The organism is Mesorhizobium sp. LMG17149 (genome assembly GCF_024518695.1).
Taxonomy (GTDB): Bacteria; Pseudomonadota; Alphaproteobacteria; order Rhizobiales; family Rhizobiaceae; genus Mesorhizobium.
Map to the genome: position 1 here is coordinate 1 of NZ_JANIFL010000010.1, position 26,309 is coordinate 26,309.

Here is a 26,309-nt window from a genome sequence, read left to right on the forward strand (position 1 = left end):
CGCAGCGCCGCGCCAACCCAACCGTTTGGCGCTGCCGCGAACCCATCATAAGGGGGAAAACTGTTACCTATCTATCCGGTTCAAACTGTTACCCATCTATCGGCTGGACACTATTATCACCGGTTTCGCCAATGACCAGCATTGCAAGAAGAGCACAGTCGTTGCGGCCAGCCCCTTCTCCCCGTCACTATACGGGGAGAAGTGCCCGGCAGGGCGATGAGGGGCGGCGCCGACGCTCGGCAAAGGTGAATTCGAACCTGAAGCGATTGCCCGCCGGGCATGGCCTGAATATCAACAATCCTAGACGAACAGATCGACCTTCTGGAACGTCGTCACGTCGATCAGGCCGACATCGGAAATCCTGAGTTCGGGAATGACGACCAGCGCCAGCAGCGAGTGCTGCATGTAGGCGTTGTTCAGCGAACAGCCCATCTTGCGCATCGCCTCGGTGAGCTTCTCTGCCTTGGCCGCGACGATCTCGGCCCGCTCGTCCGACATCAGCCCGGCGATCGGCATTTCGACCAGCGCCAGTTCCTTGCCCTTGGAGAACAGCACGACGCCGCCGCCGACTTCGCCCAGGCGATTGACGGCCAGCGCCATGTCCTGCTTGTTGGTGCCGACGCAGATGATGTGGTGGGCGTCATGCGCCACGCTGGACGCCATGGCGCAGTCGCCGATATAGCCGAAGCCGGAAACGAAGGCGTTGGTGACGCCGCCCGTGCCCCGGTGGCGCTCGACCAGCGCGATCTGGCAGATGTCGTTGCGGCGGTCCATGGCGACCAGCCCGTCCTTTACCGGCAGATCGGCCTCCAGCGCGCGCGTCGGCGCCTGATTCTCGATAACGCCGATGACACGCACCCGCACCTCATTGGCGCCCTTGGGCGCCGTGATGTCGAAGTCGTCGCCCTTCAGCTTCTTGCCGAGCTTGACGGTGTTCTTCGCCGTCTTCGGGTAATCATAGGCCGGAATATCGATTTCGAGCTTGCCGCCCTTGGCCACCCTGACGCCGCGTGCATAGACCTCGTCGATGGTCATTGCGGCGAGATCCGAAACGATCAGCAGGTCGGCCAGCCGGCCCGGCGCGATCGAGCCGATCTCGCGCTCGAGTCTGAAATGCTGGGCGGTGTTGAGCGTCGCCATCTGGATCGCCGTCACCGGCTTCAACCCCTGTTGGATGGCGTGGCGCACCACGCGGTCCATATGGCCTTCCTGGACCAGCGTGCCGGAGTGGCTGTCGTCGGTGCACAGGATGAAATTGCGCGGGTCGATGCCGCTCTCCGTCACCGCCTTGATCTGCGAGGCGACGTCGTACCAGGCCGAGCCGAGCCGCAGCATCGCCTTCATGCCCTGGCGCACACGGGCGATGGCATCCTCGGCGCGTGTGCCCTCATGATCGTCCTCGGGGCCGCCGGCGGCATAGCCATGGAACGGCAGGCCGAGATCGCGCGAGGCGTAATGGCCGCCGACCGTTTTCCCCGCTTTCACCGTCGCGGCGATCTCGCCCGACATGACAGGATCGTTGGCGGCGACGCCGGGGAAATTCATCACTTCGCCAAGACCGATGATGTTTTCCCAGCTCATTGCCTCCGCGACATCGGCGACCGTCAACTCGGCGCCTGCATGTTCAAGCCCGGGCGCCGAGGGCACGCAGGACGGCATCTGCACATGCACGTTGATGGGCATGGCAACGGCCTCGTCATGCATCAGCCGCACGCCGGGCAGGCCAAGCACATTGGCGATCTCGTGCGGGTCGATGAACATAGAGGTGGTGCCGTGCGGAATAACGGCCCGGCAGAACTCGGTCACCGTCACCATGCCGCTTTCGACATGCATATGCGCGTCGCAGAGGCCGGGCACCAGATAGCGCCCGCCGGCGTCGACCACCTTGGTGCCGTGGCCGATGGCATGGCTGGCGTTCGGCCCGCAATAAGCGAAACGACCGCCGGCGATGGCGATGTCGGTGCCGGCGATGATCTCGCCCGAATGGACGTTCACCCAACGGCCGTTGCGGACGACCAGGTCAGCGGGTTTGCGCCCCATGGCGACATCGACCAGATGTGTCGCCATCTCGGTCCACGGTCTGGGTTTTGCGGGCGTTGCTTTCGTCATCGGCGATTCCTTCGGTTGTCGCCAGTCTCGCAAATGTCGGCGGGCGCCGCCAGAGCCGTCGGTCCGACACGCCGCGTCAGGGAGAGCTTGTTGACTAATCCGGCTGGAAGGCGATGCTGACCGCGGACCGAACCATATGAGGGAAGACATGACCCGGTTTTGCAAAGTGTTCGCCATCATCATCCTGTTCGCCGCCTCGAGCGCTTTTGCCGCCGCCGAGGAACGTTGGCAGACCTTGCCGGAGCCTGCGGCCATGCCCAAACCCGATCAGAGCGGATATGCGCCGGTTAACGGCATCCAGATGTACTACGCCGTTTTCGGAGCGGGCGACCCCGTGCTGCTCATCCATGGCGGCCTCGGCCACGCCGACATCTGGGCCAGCCAGGTGGCCACGTTTTCCAAGACGCACAAGGTGATCGTCGCCGACAGCCGTGGTCACGGCCGCTCCACCCGCACCGAGCAGCCCTATGGCTATGACTTGATGGCGTCGGACTATCTGGCGCTGCTCGATTACCTGAAGATCGACAAGACCGCGCTCGTCGGCTGGAGCGATGGCGGAATTATCGGTATCGACATCGCACTGCATCATCCGGAGCGGCTGACAAGGCTCTTTGCGCAAGCCGCCAACGTAACCACCGACGGCGTCGATCCGGGCGTGATGACCAACAAGACCTTTGCCGCCTACATCGACCGCTCCGGCCGCGACTACAAGAAGATGTCGAAGACACCGGACCAGTATGACGCCTTCGTGGCGCAGATAAGCCATATGTGGGAGACCGAGCCGGCGTGGACCAAGGAGCAGCTCGCTGAGATAACCACGCCGACGGCGATCGTTGCCGGCGACCATGATGAAGCGATCAAGCGCGAACACACCGAATATATCGCCTCCGCCATCCCGGGCGCGAAGCTGATTATCCTGCCCAACGCCAGTCATTTCGCCATGCTGCAAGCGCCGGATGAATATAACCAGGCTGTGCTGGACTTCATCGACGCCAAATAGAGGATTCTGTGCGGCGACAGGGGGGATTGCGATTGCGGCGAATGCGGTTATCCTTCTGGCGAGGATCTTTCTGAACCGTCATTTCGGGGAGTTCGATGTATCGCCTGATGGTCGCAAGTGCCGGTTTTCTTGCCGCTCTGGCCGTGCCGGCTTTCGCCGCCGACCCAGCGGCCGATGTTCCGATGACCGCGCCCGGCTTCGACTGGACCGGCTACTATGCCGGCATGCAAGCCGGCTATGGCTGGGGTCGGTCCGACATATCAGGAACAGAGGGCGAGCCGTTTTCGGCCACACCCGATGTTGACGGCGGTTTTGTCGGCGGCCATGTCGCCGGACTGTGGCAATTCGACCAGGCGGTGCTGGGCGCCGAGGCGGAACTCAACTATTCCTCGGTCCGCGGCACGACGGTATCGGCCTTCGGAAGCACATTCGGCACCGACATCAAGTGGTTCGGGTCGGTCAACGCCAAGGCGGGCTACGCCATGGACCGCTTGCTGGTCTATGGCATTGGCGGCGTCGCCTTTGCCGGCATCGAAACATCGCAAGTCGCGGGTCCGACGTTCGACAGCACGCGCACGAACGTCGGCTGGACCGTGGGTGCCGGCGTCGACTACGCGTTGACCGACAAGTTCGTCGTCGGCGCACAGTATCGCTACTATGATTTCGGCTCCGAGCACTACGACGTAGCGGAACCCTTCAACGATCGCGATCAGAACGTGAAGCTCAACACGGTAGGCATCAATTTGAGCTACAAGTTCTGAGCAGGGCCACAATCGCGACGCTGCCGGACCAGGCAACCACTCAAAGGGCTCTTTCATGGAAGAGCGGCCGACGCTCCCAGTGGGCGGGGGGAATGGGTTGGGCCTGAGAGGCGCCGGCCTTGGCGGATCAAATCCACCACACGCATCCTACCATTACCCGCCCCGCCGATAATTCCGTGATCGCGCCAGTATCATCAAGCCACCCCGTCTGTTTGCACGTTCGGCGAACGCTCAACAACACGACTTGACGGGCTGTGTCTGGCGTCTGAAAAGGGCTGGCCTGCGGACGTGGCGGAATTGGTAGACGCAAGGGACTTAAAATCCCTCGATCTCTGATCGTACGGGTTCGATTCCCGTCGTCCGCACCACCCTTCGCTCTTCGAGCTTCGGGTGGCGGGCCACCTGAAGCTCGACAGACGAAGGAGTATCCTCCGAAGCCTTGGCGAAGAAGGCCGGCGCAGGTTCGAACTTCATCCGTTCAGGCGCACCAGTTCACCGGCTACCGCTTTGTCGGCATCTCTATGTTTCGAACACTTTCTCAGTGAACCATTCGGCCAACCTGGCAAGCTCCGGCCCCAGCACGCGATCGGCGCCGACAGGCGGTACGATTGATCTGACTTGATCGACGAAGGAGCGCAGTGCCGGCGGCGGCGTGCGTTCGGTGACGTGCAGCGCCTGCGAGGCGATCATCGCCAGCATCGCCATGGCGGCATCGACGCAGCGGCCGGCGGTTGCCTCCTTGGTCCATGCGAAGAATGCCGTCGTCGCGACGTCGTCCTGCCCCGCGCCCGCCGATTCCGTGCCCGGAATGAAGGTACGTTGCGCTGCCAGCTTGGCCTGTTCGAGATAGCCGGTGATTGCCATCGGTACGTAGCCGACATTGCCGTGGCCGTCGCTGTCGGCCGAGTGACGTCCGGTCATCAGCAGATCCGGCAGCAGCGACACCTTGCCGTTCAGAAGCTTCGAGGCGTGGCGGTCGCAGAGCAGGCAGATATCGGCCCATATCGCCGCCAGATCGTCCAGCGCCGGCGTCGCCATGGCGTTGTGATAGCCGCCGGTCGAGATGCAGCGGCCGAGCGGATGTGCATCGTCGGGCGGGATGTAGACCGGATTATCCGATATAGAGGCCAGCGACACATTGGCCGCCCGCTCGGCCGACGACAACGCACGATGCGCCTGGCCGAGGACGCGCGGCACGATGCGGTAGCTGACCGGCGCCTGATAGTTGCGCCGCCCGTCGCCGGCGCCGACCAGAAATTCCCGCAATCCCTGCAGGGCCGCTGCCTCATGCTCATCGCCCCAGAGCGTGTCGAGCGCGGCGTCATAGTGTTCGAGCGGGGCACGAAACGCCTCGATCGACAGCGCGAACACCTGTTGCGCCATGCGGATGCGGCGGCGCGCCGCGAGCGCTGCGTCGGCCACCAGAGCAGCAGCGCAAGGCGAGCCGTTGATGAGCGAACCCCGTTCCTTGACCTCGAGGTCGAAGCGCGTCGAAAGTTCTGCAAACAAGGGGTAGAGCGCCAGGATCTCACCGGCGCCGCCCTGGCCGGAGGCCGGCACGACAGGCATCGGCTCCCCGTCGAGCATTGCGGCCACGGCTAGCGCGATGCGCGGCGTTGTGGCGGCGTTGCCCTCGATGAAATTCGTCAGACGGGCAAGCACGATCGCCCTGACCACGCGATCCGGCAAGGGATCGCCGAACGAGGTGGCGGCGGCAAACGCCTTGATGCGCGCATGGCGATCACGCTCGTCAGGTTCGAGCTTTCGGCTTGCCAATTCCCCCATGGCGGTTGTGACGCCATAGATGACCGGTGGCGGGTCGGATTCAATCAGCCTGAGAAACGAGGCGCGGCATTCGGCGATGCGCTGCAAGGCCTTCTCGCCGATCGCCACCGTGTCCTTCTTCCAGGCGACGCGGAAAACAGTGTCGAGGTTGATGTCCTCACGCTTCGACAGGCTAACGGGCATGCTTCACACCACTGGAAATAAGGGACTTAGTAGAGCGGTTCCTCGAACAGCGTCTTGTCGCCGTCGACCAGCGCCTTGATCTGCGCGGTGCCGTCGCCGGCGAGCGCAAGACGGATGCCGAATGGCCGCACCCGCATGTCGTTCTGGATCGCCATCCCCTCGCCTTCCGGCAAATAGAAGCGCTCGATGCCATAGTCCGGTGCGATGGTCGCCTCTTCGCCGCGAAGGTCCCAGCCCTCGGCAACGTGGCCTGATATATCGGCCTCGTCGGCAGTGGCCGGCGTCGGCGCCTTGCCGAACCAGGCGGTCGTCGGCTGCCAATAGCTGTCGGAGCCCTTCTTCAGGCGCACGACAATCGAGGTGTCGTCGCTGGAAAACTTGTCGGGCGGAATGTTGGCGATCATTTTCACCGGTATGCGCGAAATCTCGTAGCCGAGGATAATATAGTCGCCGCGCAGGAGGTCGCGCGGATCGACGGGCTCGATCTTCAGAAGCACCTCCTTGCCGTTGCGCAGGATCGCCGCCCGGCCGGCGATGATCCAGCTCAGGAAGCCGATCTGGACGAGCGCCAGCACCAGTGCCGAGATGACAAGCCTTTTCCCGGTGATCATGCCGTGGCTCCTCTGGCATCCGGGCCCTTCATACGCTTTTCCACGCGGATGATGACGATCGCAAGGATGCCGAGCAGCACCGCGGCGGCCAGGAAGAAGCCGGCCGTATCGAGCATCGATTGCAAGGTCACCACATAGATGATGGCGAGTTCGAAGGCGAAGCCGAGATAGGCAAACCAGCGCAGCCCACGGCTTTCCCGCCCTGCCAGCACGATTGCGGCGACAATGCCGGCAAGCGCGATCACCGAAGCGAGGGCAAAACCGCTGTTGTAGGTGCTCTCGTCGGCCAGTTCGAACTGAATCATTGCGAGGCCGGTGAGGAAGCCGAGCAGTGCGTGCAAGGGCAAGCGGCCGCCGAGCTGCACGACCCGGTCGACTGGATCCGGCGCGAAGACCGAGGCCGCGAACAGCAGCGCCGAGACGACGACCAGCGGGATCGCCACCTGCAGCGTGTCGTGGTTGGTGACCAGCAGCACAAGATAGAACAGAACCGACAGGATGATCAGGTGGCGAGCCGCCTGGCTGCGGGTCCAGAACGAGACGGCAAACAGCACGATCGCCATGATCAAGAAGGCATGCGGAAATTCGCTGCGGCTGTAGTAGTCGAAGCCTTTCAGGAACAGCCAGGCATCGGCGATGCCGACCGAAGCGACCGTCAGCGGATTAGAACGCAGCGCAACCGCCGCCAGCGCCGTGCCGGCGCCCCAGGTGACCAGAGCCGAGGCCTCGTCGCCCGAGAGATGATACATCTGGCCGATCAGCGCGATCGAGCCGCCGAAAGCCGTAGCCGCCACGATCCAGAGCGCTTCGCCGATCGCCGCCTGGTCGCGGGCCTTCAGCACCGCGCCGCCGACATAGCCACCAAGGATGACGGCAAACAGTGCCGCCACGCGCGCCAGCCGCGGGATCGCGTCCCAATTGGCGGCGACGAAAATCAGGATGGCGGCTCCGAACAGTACGGCAGCCATCATCGCCAGGATAGAGCCGAAGCTGAGCGACTTGCGCTCGTTGGCCTCGACATCGCGCGAAAGCGAATCGGCTGTGGCGGCGTCAATCAGCCCGGCCTGCAGCCAACGCGCGATATCCGCCCTGACCCGCGACGAATACCCCGCCATGCTGCGTCTCCCCCAAGTTTGGTCTTTTTTTCAGCCGATCCGGTCAAATCGTTGACGTGGCGACATTTTCCGATTCGGGTTTCTTTGTGTCAGGTCCGTGAACGCCCGTTAATGCTGCATTGCACAATTTGCATTGCTGCCATGCAGCCATAGCGCTTTTAAATCGATATGGGTCCGCCTATTTATAGTTCGTACACAAACGGAATGATCCGCAAGAAAGACGAAACGAGAACTACCATGAACCTGATCCGCAACTACCGCAACTGGCGCCGCTACAGGGACACCGTGTCCGAGCTGAGCCGCCTGAGCAACCGTGAACTGACCGACCTCGGCATCAGCCGCAGCGACATTCCTTACGTCGCTCGCAAGGCGGTCTAATTCTTCGGACCGCGAATGGTCCGAACCAGTTTTGAAAAAGAGAACGACAATGAACCTGATCCGCAATTATCGTAACTGGCGCGTTTATCGCGAGACGGTTACCGAGCTGGGTCGCCTTTCCAACCGCCAGCTGCATGATCTCGGTATCGTCCGCGACGAAATCAAGATCATCGCCCGCCAGGCGATCTAGACAGAATTTCGCCAGGGTCGACCTCCTCCCCGACCTTGACGAATACGGTCACCCCTTACCTCCTCCCAAGGGTTGACCACAAAAACGGCGCCCGCTGCACCTCCTCCCGCGGCGGGCGCTGTTTCCCCGGGGCAAAGCGAATTTGCCCACAAAGGTTTCGCTCCTTTTCAAACAGCGAAAGAGTTTTCGTCAAAGCCGACCTCCTCCCCGGCGATGACGAATAGGCCCGACCTTCACCTCCTCCCGAGGGTTGGCCACAAAAACGGCGCCCGCCGCACCTCCTCCCGCGGCGGGCGCTGTTTCCCCGGAGCAAAACGAATTTTGCTCCAGAGGTTTCGCCCCTTTTAAAATGGCGAAAGGAATTTCGTCGAAGCCGACCTCCTCCCCGGCGATGACGAATATGGTCGGCCTTCACCTCCTCCCGAGGGTCGACCCCAAAAACGACACCCGCCGGACCTCCTCCCCCGGCGGGTGTTGTTGTTTTCAGGGGGCGCTCCCATCAGCAGCCGTTTGCCCCGCACCGCGCACGGCAATTGCAATCGCCGCACCAAGCGATTATTCCGGCGTCCATGAGCAAAAATCCAATCCACATCATCGGCGGCGGCCTTGCCGGTTCCGAAGCCGCATGGCAAGCAGCGCAGGCCGGCGTGCCCGTCATCCTGCATGAAATGCGGCCCGTTCGCGGCACCGATGCGCACAAGACCGACAGTTTGGCCGAGCTCGTCTGTTCCAATTCCTTCCGCTCCGACGACGCCGACAACAACGCCGTCGGCCTGTTGCACGCCGAAATGCGGCTGGCCGGCTCGTTGATCATGAGCGCCGGCGACGCCAATCAGGTTCCGGCCGGCGGCGCGCTGGCCGTCGATCGCGACGGGTTCGCCGACGCAGTGACGAAAAAGCTCGAAGCACACCCGCTGATCACCATCCAGCGCGAGGAAGTGCCTGGTCTGCCGCCGGCGGATTGGGACCAGGCGATAGTCGCCACGGGCCCATTGACCGCCCCCGGGCTTGCCCAGTCGATCGCGGAAGCGACCGGCGCCGATGCGCTCGCCTTCTTCGACGCCATCGCGCCAATCGTCCATTTCGACACGATCGACATGGATACCTGCTGGTTCCAGTCGCGCTACGACAAGGTCGGGCCAGGCGGCACCGGCAAGGACTACATCAATTGTCCTATGGACAAGGACCAGTACCTTGCCTTCGTGCAAGCGCTGGTCGACGGCCAGAAAACCGAATTCAAGCAATGGGAAGGCACGCCCTATTTCGACGGCTGCCTGCCGATCGAGATCATGGCCGAGCGCGGCGTCGAGACGCTGCGCTACGGGCCGATGAAACCGATGGGGCTGACCAACGCGCACAATCCGACCGTAAAGGCCTATGCCGTGGTGCAGCTGCGGCAGGACAATGCGCTGGGCACGCTCTACAACATGGTCGGTTTCCAGACCAAGTTGAAGCATGCCGAGCAGGTGCGCGTGTTCCGCACCATACCGGGTCTCGAAAACGCCGATTTCGCCCGCCTCGGCGGCCTGCACCGGAACACCTACATCAACTCGCCGACCTTGCTGGACGCTTCGCTGCAACTGAAGTCGCGGCCCGGCCTGCGTTTCGCCGGCCAGATCACCGGCTGCGAAGGCTATGTCGAAAGTGCCGCGATCGGTCTGCTTGCCGGCCGCTTCGCCGCAGCCGAGCGTCTCGGCCACTTACCGTCCCTGCCGCCGCTGACCACGGCCTTCGGCGCCCTGCTCAACCACATCACCGGCGGGCACATCGTGTCCGACGATGAGCCGGGCAAGCGCTCCTTCCAGCCGATGAACGTCAATTTCGGCCTGTTCCCGCCGGTGGAGGCGCCGAAGACCGAAGGCAAACGCATGCGCGGCAAGGACAAGACCGTTGCCAAGCGGCACGCCATCACCTCGCGCGCGCGCGCTGATTGCCGGCAATGGCTGGGGCTGCCGGTACAAGCGCAAGCCGCCGAGTAGTCCATGGCCAAGCACTCCGAGCTGCACCAGCTTCTGCCGTCGGACCTTCCGCCGAGTAGCGAACCTTTCGCCGGCGACTACGAAATTTTCTGGAGCATCTATGTCAGATGCACCAACCTGCGGAAGCTGCGCGAAGTTCATATACCCGCTATCGAGGCGTTAATAGGTCAGCCTCACGGGGGCCAAGGTTGGCTGTACGAAAATGAAAATTACAATGAGAACCGTGATCGAAGCTTGAAGAGAATCATTGCCGTTCAGCCTGTCGAAGGTCCCTACAATGACCGGCTAATTCTGGATTTCATGAAAGCGATCTATTCGCTGTCATCCTTCTGGGCGATCCAAGCCCGTCTGGATCCCTCACATCCTCATGGCGTCTACCTCAGTGCACGATTCACTCAGGAGGCTCCCAGCTCGGAGGCGCCGGCTATCGTCGACGCGCTGGTTGAGTTCGAAGCCAATTTTACAGATTTGGGGGGCCGTGAATTCGGCCGGCATTTCGGCACAACTCGGCGCATTAGCGCCACCATGCCGGATGGTTCGGAAGCCGGCCGGGCGAAACCCAGGCGCTAGGACCTCATCGTTGGCCGCACGGATGAAGCAGGATACAATCCTACTTGCTGTCCAATGGGAGCCGTTCCATGGAATTCGCCGAGAAACTTTCTGTCACAGTCACGCCAGCAATGGCCCGCCTTATCCGCCAAAAAGTCGAAGACGGCTCTTTCGGCTCGGCGAGCGAAGTCATCCGCGCGGCGCTCCGGGCCTTCCAGCGCGAGGAAGAGGAGCATGCCGAGCGCCTAGCCGCGATCCGGGCCAAGATAAAGGCGTCGATCGAAGATACGCGTCCCGCTGTTCCGCTGGATCACGCCATCGCGCAAGTGAGGGAACGAATCGCGCAATTGGCGTACGACAGCGATGACGACAGACCCTCCTGACATAAGAAGTTCTACTCGGCGGGCTCGACACCCACGCTTGGCAATCCCGGCTTCCCCGCCTCAGCAGGATTTCGCCTGACATAGGCAGCCTTCAAGCTCTCCGAAGTCTCGCGCGAGCCGTCATGGCTCCACCCTGGCGGCTTGATCAAGTAGTTGATGCGGTCGCGCACCGTCAGCCTTGGCACAAACGCATCCCTGAACATGCCGATCCATTCATGGAATGCCACTTTCAGCGGATTGAAGGTGCCGAGGTTCCTGACGATGCCGTAGCGCGGCCGGTCCTCGTCCAGTTCCCCGACGAAGGTGCCGAACATGCGGTCCCAGACGATCAGCGTTCCGGCATAGTTGGCGTCGAGATAGCGCGGATTGGTGGCGTGATGGACGCGGTGATGCGACGGCGTGTTGAAGACGAATTCGAACCAGCCCCACATCTTGCCGATGGTCTCGGTGTGGATCCAGAACTGCCAGACGAGGTTGAAGCCGAATGTGAAGGCAATCACCGCAGGGTGGAATCCGAGGAACACAAGCGGCGCCTGCAGCACGAACATGAAGGTGAACAGGCCGGTCCAGCTTTGCCTGACGCGGAATTGCCAGAGCCACAGCAGTGCCCAGTAGGACACCACGCCAAGCAGCAGCCCGGCAACGACATTGCCGGTGCCCATCATCAGGCTGGTCAACGTGTCGCGCGTTTCGAACGAACCCTTGGCGCGACCGGTGCGCACCAGCCAAAGCTCGATCAGGATCGCGACAACGAAGAACGGGATGGCCAGCTGGGTGACTTGCGGGAAATTGTAGTTGTCCATCACGCGGCCTCCCCAGCGAAATTCGAATGTTGCGGCTCAAGCGCTTCCAGCAAGCCTTGCGCATCCGCTGCGCTGGCAAAGCGGAAGCGGCCGCCCTTCCAGGTGAAATCGGCGAGGCGGAACGAGACCGTGTTCGCATCATCGGCAGCCAAAGCAGCGACGTCCCGAAACATGACGATGCGGGTCAAAAAACAGTCGCCGATACTGTGAACGATGCCGACGCGCCCTCGTCCGATATCCAGAAACGCCGTCCTGGCATCCGCTGTCAGGCGAACCACCGTTGCGATCTCGTCGGGAAAATCCTCAGCGAATCGGCTCACCGCGCGATTGGCACTGCTGAGCGTCGCTATCTTGCTGCCGCCGGTGAAATGCACCGCCGCAACCGACAGCGCGATGCCGAAGGTAACGATCGCCACCAATATGGGTAAGCTCATTCATCTCCTCCGGGCCGGCCTGTTGTCTTCGGCAACAGTTTGGCGCGGGGACGTCTTAACACGATTGACGTTTACGTCAAAGCGCAGGCCAGCCCTTGCTCGCGCGACGCAGCAGCAGCCAATGCCGGCGCAAGGCCGACAGCCGCGCCACGCCTTCGAGCGGCGAACCATTCTCCATCTTGCCGAGGTAGGCACGTGACAGGGCGAGCGGCAGGAATGCCGGACGCAGCGAGACAGGCAAGGTCGGTGCGCCTTGCTCGAAGGCGGAAAGATGTTCCCGTGCCAGCGCCATCATCGCCGCCACCGCGCGTTTGGCGCCGGGTCCGCCATCACCAGCGATGAATTCTTCCGGCGACGATCCCGCCGCCGCCAAAATATCGGCCGGGACAAAACACTGTCCGCGCCGGCGATGCAGCGGCAACAGCAGCAACAGGCCGGTCATCGCCTGCGCGCAGCCTGCCCTGCCCGCCAGATCGGCAAAGCGCGGCGCCCCGACGGGATCGAGCACCATCGCCGCAAGCTGGATGAGCGCGGCAGCAGTCTCGCCGCAATAGCCTTCCAGGTCAGTGCGCGACGGCATCGGGTCGTCATAGAGGTCGAAGATGCGTGCATCGAGCATGTTCTCGAAGGCCGGCTTCGGCAGGCCGAACGTCGCTATCGTGGCGTTCAAGGCTTCGGCTGTGGGATGGCCGGCGCCCGCTTCTCCGCCAGCGGCAATGACATCGCGCCACCATTGCAGCCTCACCTCGCCCGGCAGCGCTTCATGGATGCGATCGCGGATTCCTGCGATCTCGGCATTGAAGGCGTAGAGCGAAAACAGCGCGTCGCGCTTGTCGTCGGGCGCGTAGAGCGCGGTCAGATAGCGGTCATGGTCGGCGGCGCGCACCGCGTCCATGACGATTTTGGCATTCTGGGACATGTCAATCGACGGCGATGAGCGCGGCGGCCACGGCGCGCTCTTCCGCCAGAAGGACATTGTAGGTCCGTACCGCGGCACCGGTCGACATCGGGTCGGACGCAATGCCGGCAGCCTTCAGCGCGGCCCGCAATGCGGCGGGCAATGGCCGGAGATCCCTGCCCATGCCGACCAGCAGGATCTCGACCTTGCCGGCCTCAGCCAGCAGCTTGTCGAAATCCGCCACCGTCAGCACCAGAGGATCAGCCGGTTCCCAGCCATGGATGCCGGATGGCAGGCACATGAGCGAACCGCGATGCGACATGTCGGCAAAGCGGAACCCGCCATTGCCATAGGCTTCGATCGGCGCGCGTCCCGGAAAATGCGCCTCGCGGATGACGATGCCTTTGCCGGTCACCGCTATACCCCTTCGGGGCGGCGCGTCAGGTCGCGACCGCCTTGCCGCCATTGACCGGCTTCTCCTCGTCGGCCGAAGCCTGCGGCCTCAGCTTGAACAGGATCAGCAGCGGTGCGGCGATGAAGATGGACGAATAGGTGCCGAAGACGACGCCGAACAGCATGGCCATCGTAAACGAGCGGATCACCTCGCCGCCGAACAGCACCAGCGCCAGCAGCGCCAGGATCGTCGTCACCGAAGTCAGCGTCGTTCTCGACAGCGTCTCGTTGATGGCGTTGTTCAACAGCTGCGGCAGCGGCATGCGCTTGTATTTTCGCAAATCCTCTCGAACACGGTCATAGACCACGATCGTATCGTTCAGCGAATAGCCGATGATCGTCAGGATCGCCGCCAGCGATGACTGGTTGAACTCCAGTCCGGTGATGACGAAGAAGCCGAGCGTCATGACCACATCGTGCACCGTCGCCACGATGGCGCCGACCGCGAACTGCCATTCGAAGCGGAACCAGACATAGACCAGGATGCCAAGCAGCGCGATCAGCATGGCGATCGTGCCTTGCTTGGCAAGCTCGCCAGAAACGGTCGGTCCGACCACTTCGACGCGGCGGAAATCGTAATTGTCCTGCAGCTCGCCGCGAACCTTGTCGATGACGGTCTGCTCGGCATTCTCGCCACCATCCTGCGTCCCGACGCGGATCAGCACGTCGTTCGGCGTACCGAACTGCTGCACCTGAACTTCGCCGATGTTGAGCTCGGTCAGCCGCGCACGGAGGTCGGCGAGGTCGGCATTGCCGCTCTTGGCCTGCACCTCGATCAGCGAACCGCCCTTGAAGTCGATGCCGTAATTGATGCCAACGGTCATGAACAGCACCACCGACAGGATCGACAGTGCGCTGGAGAGCGTAAAGGTCCAGCGACGGATGCCCATGAAGGGGATCTTGGTGCCGGGTGGAACGAAAGTCACCGGCGCCTTCGGCAATTCCTTCGGGCGAGCCCGGCGCAGCCAGATCGAGACCAGCAGGCGGGTGAAGGTGAAGGCGGTGAAGACCGTGGTCAGGATGCCGATGGCGTAGGTGATGGCAAAGCCCTTCACCGGCCCGGTACCGAGATAGAACAGCACCACGGTGGCGATCAGCGAAGTGATGTTGGAATCGACGATGGTCGCTAGCGCCTTGGTGAAACCGGTATCGATCGCCTGGATCACAGAGCGGCCGGCGCGTCGCTCCTCGCGAATACGTTCATAGATCAGCACGTTGGAATCAACCGCCATGCCGATGGTCAGTACGATACCGGCGATACCAGGCAAGGTCAGCGTAGCGCCAAGCAGCGAGAGCACGCCGACGATCATCGCCACGTGCACCGCCAGCGCGATGTTGGCGAGGAAGCCGAGGAAGCCGTAGGCGACGAACATGAAGGCGACGACGAGGATAGAACCGATGATGCCGGCGACCTTGCCGGCATGGATCGAATCCTGGCCAAGGCCCGGACCAACGGTGCGTTCTTCGATCACCGTCAGCGTCGCGGGCAACGCACCGGCGCGCAGCAGCACCGCAAGGTCGTTGGCGCTCTGGGCAGTGAAATTGCCGGAAATCTGGCCGGTGCCGCCGAGGATCGGCTCGCGGATCTGCGGCGCCGAAATCACCTGATTGTCGAGGATAATGGCGAACAGCTTGCCGACATTCTGCGCCGTGGCCTGACCGAAGCGCGCCGCTCCTTTCGAATCGAAGCGGAACGACACCACCGGCTCGTTGTTCTGCGAATTGTATGTCGCCTGTGCGTCAACGAGGTTTTCGCCCGAGACGATGACGCGATTTTCGATCAGATACGGAACCGGCGGATCGTCCTGCGAATACAGCACCGATGACCCGGCGGGCGGACGGCCATTGAGCGCGTCCTGCACCGGCATCGACTGGTCGACCATCTGGAAGGTCAGCTTGGCGGTCTGGCCGAGGATTTCTTTCAGTCTCTGCGGGTCCTGAAGACCCGGCACCTGGACAAGGATACGGTCGTCGCCCTGCCGCTGCACGATCGGTTCGGTGGTGCCGAGTTCGTTGACGCGGCGTTCGACCACCTCGATCGACTGCGTCAGCGCGGTCGACGTGCGGTATTTGATGCCGGCGTCGGTGACGTTGAACTTGAGCAGGCCGGGCTCGGAATCGTCGAGCGTCATTTCCTGGACGGAGCCGCCGGTGAACAGGCCGGCAGCGACCGGATCGGTCAGCGTCTTCAGCGCCGTCTTGGCGGCATCGATCTGGGCGGGATCGGTGATGCGGACCTGCAGGGTCCGCCCCGTGCCGGCAAGGCCGGTATAGCCGATCTTGGCGTCGCGTAGCAGCGTGCGGATTTCATCGCGCGTCGTCTCCAGCCGATCCTTGATCAGATCGTTCTGGTTCATTTCCAGCAGGATGTGCGAACCACCCTGCAGGTCGAGGCCGAGCGTCATCTGCCGCTTCGGTACCCAGCTGGGCAATTGCGCCAGCGTGCTGGCGGAGAACAGGTTGGGCGCGGCGAGGATCACTGTGATGGCCACGGCCACCCAGATCAGGATCATCTTGAAGCGCGAAAAATACAGCATATGGCGTCGTCCGTCAGAGCGTGTCCGCGGATCGCTCCGCCTAAAATTGGATTATTTCTTGGCGTTCTGGTTGGCCACCGGCTCGCCCTTGACGCGCACATCGGCGATCGTCGAGCGCAGCGCCGTCACCTTCAAGCCGTTACCGAGGTCGATCTCGAGCTCGTTGTCGTCGATCACCTTGGTCACCTTGCCGACGAAGCCGCCGCCGGTGACGACCGTGTCGCCGCGACGGACAGCCGCCAGCATCTCGCCGCGCTTCTTCAGCTGCGTGCGCTGCGGCCTGATGATCAGAAAATACATGATCACGAAAATCAGGACAAAGGGCAAAATGCTGATGAACATGTCGGGAGAAGCGCCGACGCCTTGGGCGTATGCCGGTGTCACGAACATCGAGGTACTCCTGATTTTTGAAAACAGCCGCCAATTTGGCGGCCCTTGAAATTTGGCCGGAATATAGTCGGTAAAGTTGTCAATGCAACTGCGCGGCCGGCCAAATCGGCTGCTTTTACGGCCTGTTGAGCCGTGTTAGAGCATGATCGCGAAAAGCGCGAGCCGGTTTCCGCAAAAGATTATGCTCTAACAAAAGGTTGCGACCGGTTTTGTATCAGGCGGAATCGGGCAGCTTCACGCCCCCAGACATCAAAAACGCGAAAACAAAAGACAGTCATGACCGACAGCAGCATTGAATCCCTGAACCAGAAACTCGACCGGCTGATCGAGGCGGTGAGCCGCCTTGCCTCGCCGCCGGTGCCCCAAACCGACCTCGGCGAGGCCGATTGTTTCGTCTGGCAGGCCGATCCCGGCTATCTGGAGCCGGTGCGCAGGGTTAACCGCGTCGACATCGGCCTGATCCGTGGCGTCGACCGCGTCCGCGACATCCTTGTCGACAACACCGAACGCTTCGCCGCCGGCTACCCAGCCAACAACGTGTTGCTGTGGGGCGCGCGTGGCATGGGCAAATCGTCGCTGGTCAAGGCCGTGCATGCCGAAATCAACGCCAGGACCAAGTCCGACCTGCCGCTGAAGCTGATCGAAATCCACCGCGAGGACATCGACACGCTGCCGAAGCTGATGGGATTGCTCAAGGCGGCCCCCTTCCGCTTCATCCTGTTTTGCGACGACCTCTCCTTCGACCATGACGACACTTCCTACAAATCGCTCAAGGCAGCGCTCGAAGGCGGCGTCGAGGGTCGGCCAGTCAATGTCATCTTCTACGCCACCTCGAACCGCCGCCATCTGTTGCCCCGCGACATGATCGACAATGAGCGCTCGACCGCGATCAACCCATCCGAGGCGGTCGAGGAAAAGGTGTCGCTGTCCGACCGGTTCGGGCTGTGGCTCGGCTTCCACAAATGTTCGCAGGACGAGTATCTCGACATGATCGATGGCTATGTCCGGCACCATGGGCTGGCAATCGATCCCGACACGCTGCGTGCCGAAGCATTGGAATGGGCGACGACGCGCGGCAGCCGCTCGGGCCGCGTCGCCTGGCAGTTCACCCAGGACCTGGCTGGACGGCTCGGCAAGCCACTGAGGGACTGACACGTTGGGTGGCGTCGCCAACGCCATCCAATGACAAGATCATTTGGGCTGCGCCCGGCGCAAATCACGCGGCGTTTGGCCGATCTCGCGGCGCATCCAGTGCGCCAGATGTGACTGGTGCGCAAAGCCCGTCAATTCCGCCACCTCGCTTGTGCTGAGATCGCCTCGCTGCAGCAGGGCGCGTGCGCGTTCGACGCGACGTCGCACCACGTAGCGGTGCAGGGTGACGCCCGTCGCCGCCTTGAACCAAGCCCGCAAGTGCGAGCTGCTCGCCCCGGCAACTCGGCTCAATCGCTGGATTGAAAGGGGCTCGTGCAAGCCAGCTTCGATATGCTCCAACACTCGCTTGAGCTGGGCATCTGACAACCGGTTTGTTCGCTCGACATCGGAATTCTCAAGACCGAGCAGCCTCACCGCCAGAGCGGCGCCAATGCTGTCGGCAAACAAAGATCCACTCGGTGAGTTTGCGCCGAGATCGCTCTCGAGTGCACGGGCGAGATGTTGGATGCGCTGATCACGAAGCAGATGACGTGTGTCGAGCGGCAACGCGCGCGCCTTGCCACCTAGCTCAGCCGCCACCCTTTCCATCAGGGCTGGTTGTAACGCGATCTCGATCGTGTCGAACGGGGTTTCGGTCTCGAAGCCGCCCTCTTGGCCAGCGGGCACCAGGTCAATATCGCCAGCGCGCCTCACGAAATATCGACCAACCTCATTGCAGTAGGAACGCGTCGCCGCGCTTGCATGCACCATGATGCGATGATGGGCCGCCCTGGAGAGACGATGGACGCCCGCTTCGATATGCCAGAAGGCCATTGTGACGTCGGGCGGAAATCGGGCCGGAACAGACTGCGAATGCATGCTCTCTCGCTTCCTGGCAAAACCTGTCCAAGAATTGGCAATTCCCGCGCGATTTTCAATGCCGGGGACATGTACCTACGCCTCTCCATCGAGCTTGGACGAGAGGTTAGCCATGAGTTTTTATGTAGTTGTCGGAGCAGGCCCGGTCGGGCACGAGACCGCGCGCCTTCTGGGCGAAGAAGGACATGACGTCGTTCTCACGAGCCGGAGTGTCGGCTCAAACGCGTTGCGGAACGTCCGGGCGGTGCAGGCCGATGCCACCGATGCCGTTGAACTGGCGCGTATCTGCCGAAACGCCGACGCCATTTTCATGTGTGCCATGGCCGCCTATCACCGGTGGCCGACCGACTTCTTCCCAATCATCGACGGCACCGTGCGTGCCGCGGAAGCGGTCGGCGCGAAGCTTGTGGTTCTCGGAAACCTCTATGGCTATGGGAAACATGCCGATAGCCCGCTTCACTCCGACCTGTCTCTGGATCCGACTTCGAAGAAAGGGACCGCCCGCACGATCATGTGGCAGCGGGCGGTCCGTGCGGACGTGCCGGCAGTCGAAGTGCGGTCCAGCGATTATCTTGGACATGGCGCGATCAGCTCTTTCTCACTGGTCGCGCTGCCCTCCATAATCGAGGGGAAGCCGAGTGCTTTCATTGGAAACCTCGACGCGACTCATGCCTGGTCCTTCACGAAGGACGTGGCCAGGACGCTGGTCGCCGCTTCCCGCTACACGGGCAAATGGCGACGGGCGTTCCATGTTCCATCGCAACACGCCTCACCCCGGGAACTCATCCTGACGACGGCGGCAATGCTTCACCGTGAAATTCCAGAAACACGTTCCTATTCCATCCCCGAAATGGAAGCATCGGGCATGCATGAACTCATCGAGATGAGCTATCTCTTCGACAATCCCTTGCTGGTCGATTCCTCCGACGCGGAGACGCTTCTCGGAATCAAGGCCAGCGGCCTTGACGTCATGATCGCCGACACTCTGCGTGATCATCTTTGAAGCTTGAAGACTGGCGCGTCGCGTTGAAACTGAAAAAGCCCGCTCCTTTCGGAACGGGCTGAGCCGGCGGGCCGGACTGGAGGTCAGACGGCCCGCAAATTGCTTTTTTTCTTCTATTCGAGGTAACCCGAGGGATCGACCGGGGCCGAGTTCTTGCGCACTTCGAAGTGCAGCTTCGGCGAGTCCGTCGTGCCGCTCATGCCCGACAGCGCGATTTCCTGGCCGCGCTTGACCTTCTGGCCGCGCTGCACCTCGATCGAACTGGCGTGGCCGTAGACGGTGACCAGGCCATTCTCGTGGCGCACCAGCACCGTGTTGCCGAATTCCTTGAGGCCGTCGCCGGCATAGATGACGACACCGTTTTCGGCTGCCTTGACCGGAGTGCCAGAGGGTACGGCGATATCAACGCCGTCTTTGCCGGAGCCGAAACCGGAGATCACGCGACCGCGCACCGGCCAGCGCATTTTGCCGATGCCGGTGGCGTCAGGCGCGACGGCATCGTCGGCCTCGGCCTGCTGGATGACCTTCGAATCCTTCTTCGGCGGCGTGTAGGACGCCAGCGTTTCCGACGGCGTGGTCTTTGCCGCGGGCTGCGTCGTGGCCGTCGTCACCGGATCGACCTTGGCCGGTTTGGCGGCGGCGACGGTCGCGGTTCCACCCGCCGGCACCTTCAGGGTCTGGCCGATCTTGAGCAAGCCATCCTGCATGCCGTTGGCCTGCTTGATGGCAACGACTCCGACACCGGTTTTCCTAGCAATCGAGGAAAGCGTGTCGCCCGACTGAACCGTATAGGTGCCAGCTGCATTGGTCGCCTTGGCCGCGGTTACCTGCGGCTTGGGCTCCTTGGGCTGGCTCGCGGCGGCCGACGTGTCGACCTGAGCGGTGGATTTGCCCTCCCTAGGCTTCGGCTGCTGCGGCAGGACGGCGACTTTGTCCGGCGCAGTGGCCGGCAGGTTGTGCTTGGTGTCTTTCGCCGGCTTGGCATCCGCGAGCTTCGGCTCGCTCTTGCTCGAATAGGCGTAGGCCGGGATGACCAGCTTCTGGCCGGTCTTCAGCCCCTTGGTCGCGCTCAGCCCGTTGACCTTCATGATCACGTCGGACGGCACTTTGTAGCGCTGCGCCAGGCCGCCGATCGTTTCGCCGTCCCTGACGACGATCTCGGTTGCGTGCGGAGTGCCGGAAGCAGCCACGCGGGGTTCGTCAGGTTGCGAAACCTTGAAAGGCGATGCCACTGGGGCGACGGTGCCGGTCGTGGTCCTGTCGACATGCGGTGCCGGGGCCAATGCGGTGCGTACCGGCTTCGATACCGGCGCCACTTCGGGAGCCTGGGCAACGGGCGGAGGCAGCGGCCGCGTCGAGACCGGATCGAGGCTGGAGCGGCTGACCGACTGTGTATGGCTGCCATCGATCGGAGCGGCGGCGACATCGCCCGGATAAGGCTGCTGTACGGCATCCTGCTTGTTGATGATGGTGCGCTGATTGTTGGTCGAGGATGTAAAGACGTCGTCGACGCCATTGAACCGCGAAACCTGGGAACTGCACCCCGCAGCAGCACCCGCGACCATCAGTATGGCGCAGCCTCGCGCCAGATTGCGACCGCTTGTCTTCAAAACACTGAGTTGCATCGCACTAACCCGCACATACCCGGTACAAACTAGGCATGATTAAAGCGCGTTAATGTTACTCGACGGTTAACCCCATGGAATCCGGCGCAATTTTTCTTAAAATATTAGAGAGCGAGCCCAGGGGAGATTTTCAGGTCATGCCGGCCGGGGTCGAAGACGCACCCGACGCGGCGCGGCCTGATCATCGGCATACGCGCTAGATGATAGCGGCGACACCGCGCAGGATCGGCTGCAGGCGAACGAGGCCGATGTCTTCACGCTCGAAGCGGCTGCCGACCTTGGTCAGCTTGGCCAGCACCTGTTCGCCCTCTTCGGGGCCGATCGGCGCGATGACGATGCCGCCACTCGACAATTGGTCGAGCAGGAAACGCGGCAGGCTGTCGAAGGACGCCCATGCAACGATGCGATCGAACGGCCCTTCATTCGGCAGGCCACCGGAACCATCGGCGTGGCGCACGATGACATTGCCGATGCCGAGCGCCTCGAAGCGCTGCCTGGCCTGCTCAGCGAGCGTCTTGTAGCGATCGGTGGTGATGACCCGCGCCGCCAGCCGCGACATCACCGCCGAGGTGTAGCCCGAACCGGTACCGATCTCGAGCACGCGGTTGCCCTGCTCGATAGCGAGCGCCGCGATCACCGCCGCCTGCATGTCGGCACCTTCGATCGCCTCGCCGCATTCGATCGGCAGCATTCGGTCCGACCAGGCGATGGAATGGAACTGGGCCGCCAGGAAACCGCGCCGCGGCGTCGCCTCGAAGGCCGCGATCAGCGCTTTCGGCACAGTCCCCCGACCGCGCAGACGCAGCAGAAAGGCAGCAAAACCTTCACGGTCATCGATCCCCTGGTTCATGCAAGCGCCTTGCTCAATTGGTCACGGATTTCATGCGCGGTCAGATCGAGCTGCAGCGGCGTCACCGACACCAGCCTGTTGCGCAAGGCGTAGAGATCGGTGCCTTGCTTGCCCTCGACCGGCTCGCCGCCGAAGCGCAGCCAGTAGTATGGCAGGCCGCGCCCGTCGCGGCGCTCGTCGACCCACAGGGAGTGCACGAGCTTGCCTTGCGTGGTGACCACCGTGCCGGCGACCTCTTCGGGCGTGCAATTGGGAAAATTGACGTTGAGCAGCACGCCGTCCGGCAACGGCGTCGCGACAAGTTTCTTCAGCAGCGCCGGCGCCAGCACCTCTGTCGTCTCGTAGGGCACGACGCGATCTTCGCCGACATAGCTGTAGCCCTGGCTGAGCGCGATCGAGCGGATACCGAGCAGCGCGCCTTCCATGGCGCCGGCGACGGTGCCCGAATAGGTGACGTCATCGGCGATATTGGCGCCCGAATTGATGCCGGACAGGATCAGGTCGGGTGCGCCAGGCAGGATTTTCTTGACGCCCATGATGACGCAATCCGTCGGCGTGCCGCGCACGGCAAAATGCTTCTCGCCGATCTTGCGCAGCCGCAGCGGCTCCGAGATCGACAGCGAATGCGCGTAGCCGGACTGGTCCTGCTCGGGCGCCACCACCCAGACATCGTCGGACAGCGTGCGCGCGACGCGTTCGAGCGACGCCAGGCCCTCGGCATGAATGCCGTCGTCATTGGTCAGGAGAATGCGCATTATTTCGCTTCGATCTTTTCCAGGCCGCCCATGTAAGGCCGCAGCACTTCAGGAATGGTTACGCTGCCATCCTCGTTCTGGTAGTTTTCGATGACGGCGATGAGCCCGCGGCCAATGGCTGTGCCCGAGCCGTTGAGGGTGTGGACGAAGCGGTTGCCCTTGCCGTCTTTGTCCTTGTAGCGGGCGTCCATGCGGCGCGCCTGGAAATCGCCGCACACCGAGCAGGACGAGATCTCACGATAGGCGTTCTGGCCGGGCAGCCAGACCTCGATATCGTAGGTCTTGCGCGCGCCAAAGCCCATGTCGCCGGTGCACAGCGTCATGGTGCGGAACGGCAGGCCGAGCCGCTTCAGCACTTCCTCGGCGCATTGCGTCATCCGCTCATGCTCGGCAAGTGACGATTCCTGGTCCGTGATCGACACCAGCTCGACCTTGTAGAACTGATGCTGGCGCAGCATGCCGCGCGTGTCGCGCCCGGCCGAACCCGCTTCCGAGCGGAAGCACGGCGTCAGCGCGGTGTAGCGCAGCGGCAGTTTTTCATGCGCGGTGATTTCTTCACGCACAAGGTTGGTGAGTGGGACCTCGGCAGTGGGAATCAGCCCAAGCCTGCCCTCCCCGTGCGGCGTGAAGAACAGATCTTCCTCGAACTTCGGCAATTGGTTGGTGCCGAACAGAACATCGTCCTTGACCATCAACGGCGGGATGACTTCTTCGTAGCCATGTTCGGTCGTATGCAGGTCCAGCATGAACTGGCCGAGCGCACGTTCCATCCGGGCCAGTCCGCTTTTCAGCACCGTAAAGCGCGAGCCCGACAGCTTTGCCGCGCGCTCGAAATCCATCATGCCGAGCGCTTCGCCGATCTCAAAATGCTCCTTCACCCAGTTCGGCCGCGTCGGCACCTTGCCGACGAGGTGCTTGACGACATTGTCGTGCTCGTCCTTGCCGACAGGCACGTCGTCGAACGGCACGTTGGGAAGCACTGCCAGCGCATCGGTCAGCGCCTTGTCGAGCTCGCGTTCGCGCGCCTCGCCGTTCTGGATGAAGACCTTGATCTCGCCGACTTCGGCTTTCAGCTTCTCGGCCAAGGCGGCATCGCCCGAACGCATGGCGTTGCCGATCTCCTTCGAGGCGGCATTGCGGCGCTCCTGCTTGGTCTGCAGTTCGGTAACGTGTTCGCGCCGCGCCTCGTCCGAGGCGATCAGCCCGTCGACCATGGACTGCGCCTCACCGGCCGACCACGAGCGCTTCACCAGCGCCTCGACAAGGGCCTTCGGGTTGTCGCGAATCCATTTGATGTCAAGCATGGTTTGAAACGCTCCTGGGTAGCATGTCGCCCAAAAGTGCACAGCGATTTTGGGACAACGACATGCTCAAAACAAAACTGAAACGCATCGCTTTAAGCGCGATGCGTTTCAGCCAGAGGGCGTAAACCGCATCCGAGATCGATGCAAGGGGACGGGGCGACGACTGTGTTTTTCCGCCGCTGCAGCCGCTCTGTTGCCTATGAGGAGGCAGGTGCCGGGGGCTCGTCCGGTGCTTTGTCCGCCGCCTCTTCCGCCGCGTCCTGCTTCTCGCGTGCCACGCGCTGCTTTTCCCGATCGCGCTCGATCAGCCGGGCAGCCCAGATGGACACCTCGTAGAGAAGGATGGTCGGTATGGCCAGGCCGATCTGGCTCATCGGATCGGGCGGCGTCAGTATCGCCGCGACGACGAAGGCAATGACGATCGCCCATTTGCGCTTCTCGGCCAGTCCCTTGGACGAGAGCATGCCGACCCGTGTCATCAGGCTGGTCACCACCGGCAGCTGGAACACCAGGCCGAAGGAGAAGATCAGCGTCATGATCAGGCTGAGATATTCCGACACTTTCGGCAGCAGCGAAATCTGCACCTGATCGTCGGTGCCGGCCTGCTGCATGGCGAGGAAGAACCACATCACCATCGGCGTGAAGAAGAAATAGACCAGCGATGCGCCCATCAGGAACAGGATCGGCGATGCGATCAGGAACGGCAGGAAGGCGTTGCGCTCGTTCTTGTACAGGCCGGGCGCGATGAACTTGTAGATCTGCGTGGCGATCAGCGGAAAGGCGATCACCATGCCGCCGAACATGGCGAGCTTGACCTGGGTGAAGAAGAATTCCTGTGGCGCCGTGTAGATCAGCTCGACCTTGTGCGGATCGAGCCCTGCCCACTGCGTCGCCCATTTGAACGGCACGACCAGGAGGTTGAACAGTTTCTTGGCGAAGAAGAAACAGACCAGGAAGGCAACGAAGAAGCCGCCCAGCGACCAGATCAGCCGCCGGCGCAACTCGATCAGATGCTCCATCAGCGGCGCGGACGATTTCTCGATCTCGTCCTTTTCGGTGTCCGAAACGCTCACTTGGCGGCTCCCGCCGTCTTCTTGGCCACCGGCTTCTTCACCGCTGCAAGCTTCGGTTCGGCTTTCGCCCCCATCTTGGTCGCTACAGTCTTGGTCGCTACAGTCTTGGCCGCGACAGCGTTGGCCGCAGCGGGCGTCTTGGCCCTGGGCGTTTCAGGCTGTGCCGTCGTCACGGCCTTCGCCGGCGTCTTGGACGCAGACGCTGCCTTCGCGGTGACTGTTTTCGCGGGCACAGGAGCCTTAGCGCCATTTGCGGAAGCTTTTGCAGCCGGCGTCGCTTTTGCCGGTGCAGGCTTGATTAGTTTCTTCGCCGCGGACGCCTTCGGCGCCGCAACGGGTTCCGCCGGCGCTGACGAGGTCACCACCGATTCGTCGGTCATTGCCGGAAAAACCGGCGCTGCTGGCGCTGCTTCCGGCCCGTTGACGCCAGGCATGGTCGTTGCACCGTTCTTCAACGGCTCGGCCGTTTGCGGGGTCGAAGCGACAGAGCTTGCCGGATCGGCTGCCGGCTTCGGCTTCATCGCCGCATCGACGCCGGAGCGAACGTCGGCCGCGGCCTGTTCGAACGGATTGAGCTGCTTCCTGATCTCAGCCATCGGGCTCATGCCCCTGAGCTCGTCGACGGACTTCTTGACGTCGTCGAGCTCGGCTTCCTTCAGCGCCTCGTTGAACTGTTTCTGGAAATCGGACGCCATGGCGCGCAGCTTCGCCGTCGTGCGGCCGAAGGTGCGCAGCATATTGGGCAAATCCTTGGGTCCGACGACCACGATCATGACGATCGCGATGACCAGCATTTCGGTCCAGCCGACTTCAAACATGGCACTCTGTTCCGACTAGAACCTTGGGCTCAGCTCTTGCTGGCTTTTTCCTTCGCGGCCGCAACGGTCTCGTCGGCACGATGTTCGACGGTGCGCTTGTCTTCGGCAACCTCGTCGTCGGCCATGCCCTTCTTGAAGCTCTTGATGCCCTTGGCCATGTCGCCCATCAGCTCGGGAATCTTGCCGCGGCCGAACACCAAAAGCACGATCACCAGCACGATCAGCCAATGCCAAATCGAAAATGAACCCATAGCAAATCTCTCTCGAATGTTTTCCCTGGCGATGATCTATGCGTTTTCGCGTTGGGATTCAA

General features: G+C 62.4%; 27 protein-coding genes and 1 tRNA gene. 10 read left to right on the plus strand and 18 right to left on the minus strand.

The features are described from left to right. Positions 1-300: 300 nt before the first annotated feature. Positions 301-2,109 (minus strand): adenine deaminase, encoded by a 1,809-nt coding sequence (gene ade / locus NP945_RS22515; RefSeq protein ID WP_256747560.1) that lies wholly within the window; start codon positions 2,107-2,109, stop codon positions 301-303. Positions 2,110-2,257: 148 nt separating this feature from the next. On the opposite strand from ade, the gene NP945_RS22520 reads away from it, so the two are divergent. From NP945_RS22520 to NP945_RS22530, 3 genes are all read left to right on the plus strand, one after another. Beyond that, positions 2,258-3,109 carry an alpha/beta fold hydrolase gene (locus NP945_RS22520; RefSeq protein WP_256747561.1) on the plus strand — a complete coding sequence of 284 codons (852 nt, stop codon included), beginning with the start codon at positions 2,258-2,260 and terminating at the stop codon, positions 3,107-3,109. A 95-nt stretch (positions 3,110-3,204) separates the two neighbouring features. Further along, on the plus strand, positions 3,205-3,870 hold the full coding sequence (locus NP945_RS22525; RefSeq protein ID WP_256747562.1) for an outer membrane protein: 666 nt from the start codon (positions 3,205-3,207) through the stop codon (positions 3,868-3,870). A gap of 282 nt (positions 3,871-4,152) precedes the next feature. Further along, positions 4,153-4,238, plus strand: a tRNA-Leu gene (locus NP945_RS22530). Positions 4,239-4,389: 151 nt separating this feature from the next. Here NP945_RS22530 and NP945_RS22535 read toward each other — a convergent pair. The 3 genes from NP945_RS22535 to NP945_RS22545 are packed head-to-tail and all read right to left on the minus strand — an operon-like array spanning position 4,390 to position 7,564. Further along, positions 4,390-5,838: an aromatic amino acid lyase gene (locus tag NP945_RS22535; RefSeq protein WP_256747563.1), complete on the minus strand. Its 1,449-nt coding sequence runs from the start codon at positions 5,836-5,838 to the stop codon at positions 4,390-4,392. 26 nt (positions 5,839-5,864) lie between these two features. Beyond that, a complete protein-coding gene (locus NP945_RS22540) occupies positions 5,865-6,449 on the minus strand; it encodes a GDYXXLXY domain-containing protein (RefSeq protein WP_256747564.1) in 585 nt (194 codons plus the stop codon). Then, on the minus strand, positions 6,446-7,564 hold the full coding sequence (locus tag NP945_RS22545; protein ID WP_256747565.1) for a DUF2157 domain-containing protein: 1,119 nt from the start codon (positions 7,562-7,564) through the stop codon (positions 6,446-6,448). Before NP945_RS22545 ends, NP945_RS22540 begins: the two co-directional genes overlap by 4 nt. A 237-nt stretch (positions 7,565-7,801) precedes the next feature. On the opposite strand from NP945_RS22545, the gene NP945_RS22550 reads away from it, so the two are divergent. The 5 genes from NP945_RS22550 to NP945_RS22570 all read left to right on the plus strand — a co-directional run bounded on the left by NP945_RS22550 (position 7,802) and on the right by NP945_RS22570 (position 11,043). After that, positions 7,802-7,942: a DUF1127 domain-containing protein gene (locus tag NP945_RS22550; protein ID WP_013531315.1), complete on the plus strand. Its 141-nt coding sequence runs from the start codon at positions 7,802-7,804 to the stop codon at positions 7,940-7,942. A gap of 49 nt (positions 7,943-7,991) precedes the next feature. Next, positions 7,992-8,132, plus strand: a complete 141-nt coding sequence (locus NP945_RS22555; protein ID WP_013531314.1) for a DUF1127 domain-containing protein — start codon at positions 7,992-7,994, stop codon at positions 8,130-8,132. Positions 8,133-8,701: 569 nt separating this feature from the next. Then, a complete protein-coding gene (gene trmFO / locus NP945_RS22560; RefSeq protein ID WP_256747566.1) occupies positions 8,702-10,111 on the plus strand; it encodes a methylenetetrahydrofolate--tRNA-(uracil(54)-C(5))-methyltransferase (FADH(2)-oxidizing) TrmFO in 1,410 nt (469 codons plus the stop codon). Between the two features lie 3 nt (positions 10,112-10,114). Continuing rightward, on the plus strand, positions 10,115-10,681 hold the full coding sequence (locus NP945_RS22565) for a hypothetical protein (protein ID WP_256747567.1): 567 nt from the start codon (positions 10,115-10,117) through the stop codon (positions 10,679-10,681). 68 nt (positions 10,682-10,749) lie between these two features. Then, positions 10,750-11,043, plus strand: coding sequence for a type II toxin-antitoxin system ParD family antitoxin (locus tag NP945_RS22570; RefSeq protein WP_256747568.1), 294 nt, complete (start codon positions 10,750-10,752; stop codon positions 11,041-11,043). A gap of 11 nt (positions 11,044-11,054) precedes the next feature. Here NP945_RS22570 and NP945_RS22575 read toward each other — a convergent pair whose 3' ends face one another. The 6 genes from NP945_RS22575 to yajC form a co-directional block, all read right to left on the minus strand. Continuing rightward, positions 11,055-11,846, minus strand: coding sequence for a sterol desaturase family protein (locus tag NP945_RS22575; RefSeq protein WP_256747569.1), 792 nt, complete (start codon positions 11,844-11,846; stop codon positions 11,055-11,057). Continuing rightward, entirely contained in the window at positions 11,846-12,280 is a 435-nt protein-coding gene (locus tag NP945_RS22580; protein ID WP_256747570.1) for a hypothetical protein, read from the minus strand. The genes NP945_RS22575 and NP945_RS22580 overlap by 1 nt, the downstream gene beginning before the upstream one ends. 76 nt (positions 12,281-12,356) lie before the next feature. Then, a complete protein-coding gene (locus NP945_RS22585; RefSeq protein ID WP_164748857.1) occupies positions 12,357-13,199 on the minus strand; it encodes a phytoene/squalene synthase family protein in 843 nt (280 codons plus the stop codon). A gap of 1 nt (position 13,200) precedes the next feature. Then, positions 13,201-13,593 carry an Mth938-like domain-containing protein gene (locus tag NP945_RS22590; RefSeq protein WP_127271505.1) on the minus strand — a complete coding sequence of 131 codons (393 nt, stop codon included), beginning with the start codon at positions 13,591-13,593 and terminating at the stop codon, positions 13,201-13,203. A gap of 25 nt (positions 13,594-13,618) precedes the next feature. Further along, the gene (secDF, locus tag NP945_RS22595) at positions 13,619-16,168 is read right to left on the minus strand and encodes a protein translocase subunit SecDF (protein WP_127273192.1); all 2,550 of its coding nucleotides are present in this window, start codon (positions 16,166-16,168) and stop codon (positions 13,619-13,621) included. A 51-nt stretch (positions 16,169-16,219) separates the two neighbouring features. Then, on the minus strand, positions 16,220-16,558 hold the full coding sequence (yajC, locus tag NP945_RS22600) for a preprotein translocase subunit YajC (RefSeq protein WP_127270542.1): 339 nt from the start codon (positions 16,556-16,558) through the stop codon (positions 16,220-16,222). A gap of 276 nt (positions 16,559-16,834) precedes the next feature. On the opposite strand from yajC, the gene NP945_RS22605 reads away from it, so the two are divergent. Then, the gene (locus NP945_RS22605) at positions 16,835-17,710 is read left to right on the plus strand and encodes an ATP-binding protein (RefSeq protein ID WP_256747571.1); all 876 of its coding nucleotides are present in this window, start codon (positions 16,835-16,837) and stop codon (positions 17,708-17,710) included. A gap of 39 nt (positions 17,711-17,749) precedes the next feature. On the opposite strand, the gene NP945_RS22610 is transcribed toward NP945_RS22605, so the two are convergent. Beyond that, positions 17,750-18,568 (minus strand): AraC family transcriptional regulator, encoded by an 819-nt coding sequence (locus NP945_RS22610; protein WP_127408836.1) that lies wholly within the window; start codon positions 18,566-18,568, stop codon positions 17,750-17,752. Positions 18,569-18,680: 112 nt separating this feature from the next. Here NP945_RS22610 and NP945_RS22615 point away from each other — a divergent pair, with 112 nt between their 5' ends. Continuing rightward, positions 18,681-19,571, plus strand: a complete 891-nt coding sequence (locus tag NP945_RS22615) for an NAD-dependent epimerase/dehydratase family protein (protein WP_256747572.1) — start codon at positions 18,681-18,683, stop codon at positions 19,569-19,571. A 113-nt stretch (positions 19,572-19,684) separates the two neighbouring features. On the opposite strand, the gene NP945_RS22620 is transcribed toward NP945_RS22615, so the two are convergent. From NP945_RS22620 to NP945_RS22650, 7 genes are all read right to left on the minus strand, one after another. Then, entirely contained in the window at positions 19,685-21,196 is a 1,512-nt protein-coding gene (locus tag NP945_RS22620) for a peptidoglycan DD-metalloendopeptidase family protein (RefSeq protein WP_256747573.1), read from the minus strand. Positions 21,197-21,392: 196 nt separating this feature from the next. After that, positions 21,393-22,046 carry a protein-L-isoaspartate(D-aspartate) O-methyltransferase gene (locus NP945_RS22625; protein ID WP_256747574.1) on the minus strand — a complete coding sequence of 218 codons (654 nt, stop codon included), beginning with the start codon at positions 22,044-22,046 and terminating at the stop codon, positions 21,393-21,395. Then, positions 22,043-22,801: a 5'/3'-nucleotidase SurE gene (gene surE / locus NP945_RS22630; RefSeq protein WP_023812184.1), complete on the minus strand. Its 759-nt coding sequence runs from the start codon at positions 22,799-22,801 to the stop codon at positions 22,043-22,045. The genes NP945_RS22625 and surE overlap by 4 nt, the downstream gene beginning before the upstream one ends. Continuing rightward, positions 22,801-24,105 (minus strand): serine--tRNA ligase, encoded by a 1,305-nt coding sequence (gene serS, locus NP945_RS22635; protein ID WP_256747575.1) that lies wholly within the window; start codon positions 24,103-24,105, stop codon positions 22,801-22,803. The genes surE and serS overlap by 1 nt, the downstream gene beginning before the upstream one ends. Before the next feature lie 197 nt (positions 24,106-24,302). Beyond that, a complete protein-coding gene (gene tatC / locus NP945_RS22640) occupies positions 24,303-25,178 on the minus strand; it encodes a twin-arginine translocase subunit TatC (RefSeq protein ID WP_256747576.1) in 876 nt (291 codons plus the stop codon). Beyond that, the gene (gene tatB / locus NP945_RS22645; protein ID WP_256747577.1) at positions 25,175-25,996 is read right to left on the minus strand and encodes a Sec-independent protein translocase protein TatB; all 822 of its coding nucleotides are present in this window, start codon (positions 25,994-25,996) and stop codon (positions 25,175-25,177) included. Before tatB ends, tatC begins: the two co-directional genes overlap by 4 nt. Positions 25,997-26,025: 29 nt before the next feature. Continuing rightward, entirely contained in the window at positions 26,026-26,247 is a 222-nt protein-coding gene (locus tag NP945_RS22650; RefSeq protein ID WP_023812188.1) for a twin-arginine translocase TatA/TatE family subunit, read from the minus strand. Between the last annotated feature and the right edge of the window lie 62 nt (positions 26,248-26,309).

What these genes read in the sequence shown, in the direction of transcription:
- ade (WP_256747560.1), bottom strand. Translation starts at nt 2,109, where the DNA reads ATGACGAAAGCAACGCCCGCAAAACCCAGACCGTGGACCGAGATGGCG.
- NP945_RS22520 (WP_256747561.1), top strand. Translation starts at nt 2,258, where the DNA reads ATGACCCGGTTTTGCAAAGTGTTCGCCATCATCATCCTGTTCGCCGCC.
- NP945_RS22525 (WP_256747562.1), top strand. Translation starts at nt 3,205, where the DNA reads ATGTATCGCCTGATGGTCGCAAGTGCCGGTTTTCTTGCCGCTCTGGCC.
- NP945_RS22535 (WP_256747563.1), bottom strand. Translation starts at nt 5,838, where the DNA reads ATGCCCGTTAGCCTGTCGAAGCGTGAGGACATCAACCTCGACACTGTT.
- NP945_RS22540 (WP_256747564.1), bottom strand. Translation starts at nt 6,449, where the DNA reads ATGATCACCGGGAAAAGGCTTGTCATCTCGGCACTGGTGCTGGCGCTC.
- NP945_RS22545 (WP_256747565.1), bottom strand. Translation starts at nt 7,564, where the DNA reads ATGGCGGGGTATTCGTCGCGGGTCAGGGCGGATATCGCGCGTTGGCTG.
- NP945_RS22550 (WP_013531315.1), top strand. Translation starts at nt 7,802, where the DNA reads ATGAACCTGATCCGCAACTACCGCAACTGGCGCCGCTACAGGGACACC.
- NP945_RS22555 (WP_013531314.1), top strand. Translation starts at nt 7,992, where the DNA reads ATGAACCTGATCCGCAATTATCGTAACTGGCGCGTTTATCGCGAGACG.
- trmFO (WP_256747566.1), top strand. Translation starts at nt 8,702, where the DNA reads ATGAGCAAAAATCCAATCCACATCATCGGCGGCGGCCTTGCCGGTTCC.
- NP945_RS22565 (WP_256747567.1), top strand. Translation starts at nt 10,115, where the DNA reads ATGGCCAAGCACTCCGAGCTGCACCAGCTTCTGCCGTCGGACCTTCCG.
- NP945_RS22570 (WP_256747568.1), top strand. Translation starts at nt 10,750, where the DNA reads ATGGAATTCGCCGAGAAACTTTCTGTCACAGTCACGCCAGCAATGGCC.
- NP945_RS22575 (WP_256747569.1), bottom strand. Translation starts at nt 11,846, where the DNA reads ATGGACAACTACAATTTCCCGCAAGTCACCCAGCTGGCCATCCCGTTC.
- NP945_RS22580 (WP_256747570.1), bottom strand. Translation starts at nt 12,280, where the DNA reads ATGAGCTTACCCATATTGGTGGCGATCGTTACCTTCGGCATCGCGCTG.
- NP945_RS22585 (WP_164748857.1), bottom strand. Translation starts at nt 13,199, where the DNA reads ATGTCCCAGAATGCCAAAATCGTCATGGACGCGGTGCGCGCCGCCGAC.
- secDF (WP_127273192.1), bottom strand. Translation starts at nt 16,168, where the DNA reads ATGCTGTATTTTTCGCGCTTCAAGATGATCCTGATCTGGGTGGCCGTG.
- yajC (WP_127270542.1), bottom strand. Translation starts at nt 16,558, where the DNA reads ATGTTCGTGACACCGGCATACGCCCAAGGCGTCGGCGCTTCTCCCGAC.
- NP945_RS22605 (WP_256747571.1), top strand. Translation starts at nt 16,835, where the DNA reads ATGACCGACAGCAGCATTGAATCCCTGAACCAGAAACTCGACCGGCTG.
- NP945_RS22610 (WP_127408836.1), bottom strand. Translation starts at nt 18,568, where the DNA reads ATGCATTCGCAGTCTGTTCCGGCCCGATTTCCGCCCGACGTCACAATG.
- NP945_RS22615 (WP_256747572.1), top strand. Translation starts at nt 18,681, where the DNA reads ATGAGTTTTTATGTAGTTGTCGGAGCAGGCCCGGTCGGGCACGAGACC.
- NP945_RS22620 (WP_256747573.1), bottom strand. Translation starts at nt 21,196, where the DNA reads ATGCAACTCAGTGTTTTGAAGACAAGCGGTCGCAATCTGGCGCGAGGC.
- NP945_RS22625 (WP_256747574.1), bottom strand. Translation starts at nt 22,046, where the DNA reads ATGAACCAGGGGATCGATGACCGTGAAGGTTTTGCTGCCTTTCTGCTG.
- surE (WP_023812184.1), bottom strand. Translation starts at nt 22,801, where the DNA reads ATGCGCATTCTCCTGACCAATGACGACGGCATTCATGCCGAGGGCCTG.
- serS (WP_256747575.1), bottom strand. Translation starts at nt 24,105, where the DNA reads ATGCTTGACATCAAATGGATTCGCGACAACCCGAAGGCCCTTGTCGAG.
- tatB (WP_256747577.1), bottom strand. Translation starts at nt 25,996, where the DNA reads ATGTTTGAAGTCGGCTGGACCGAAATGCTGGTCATCGCGATCGTCATG.
- NP945_RS22650 (WP_023812188.1), bottom strand. Translation starts at nt 26,247, where the DNA reads ATGGGTTCATTTTCGATTTGGCATTGGCTGATCGTGCTGGTGATCGTG.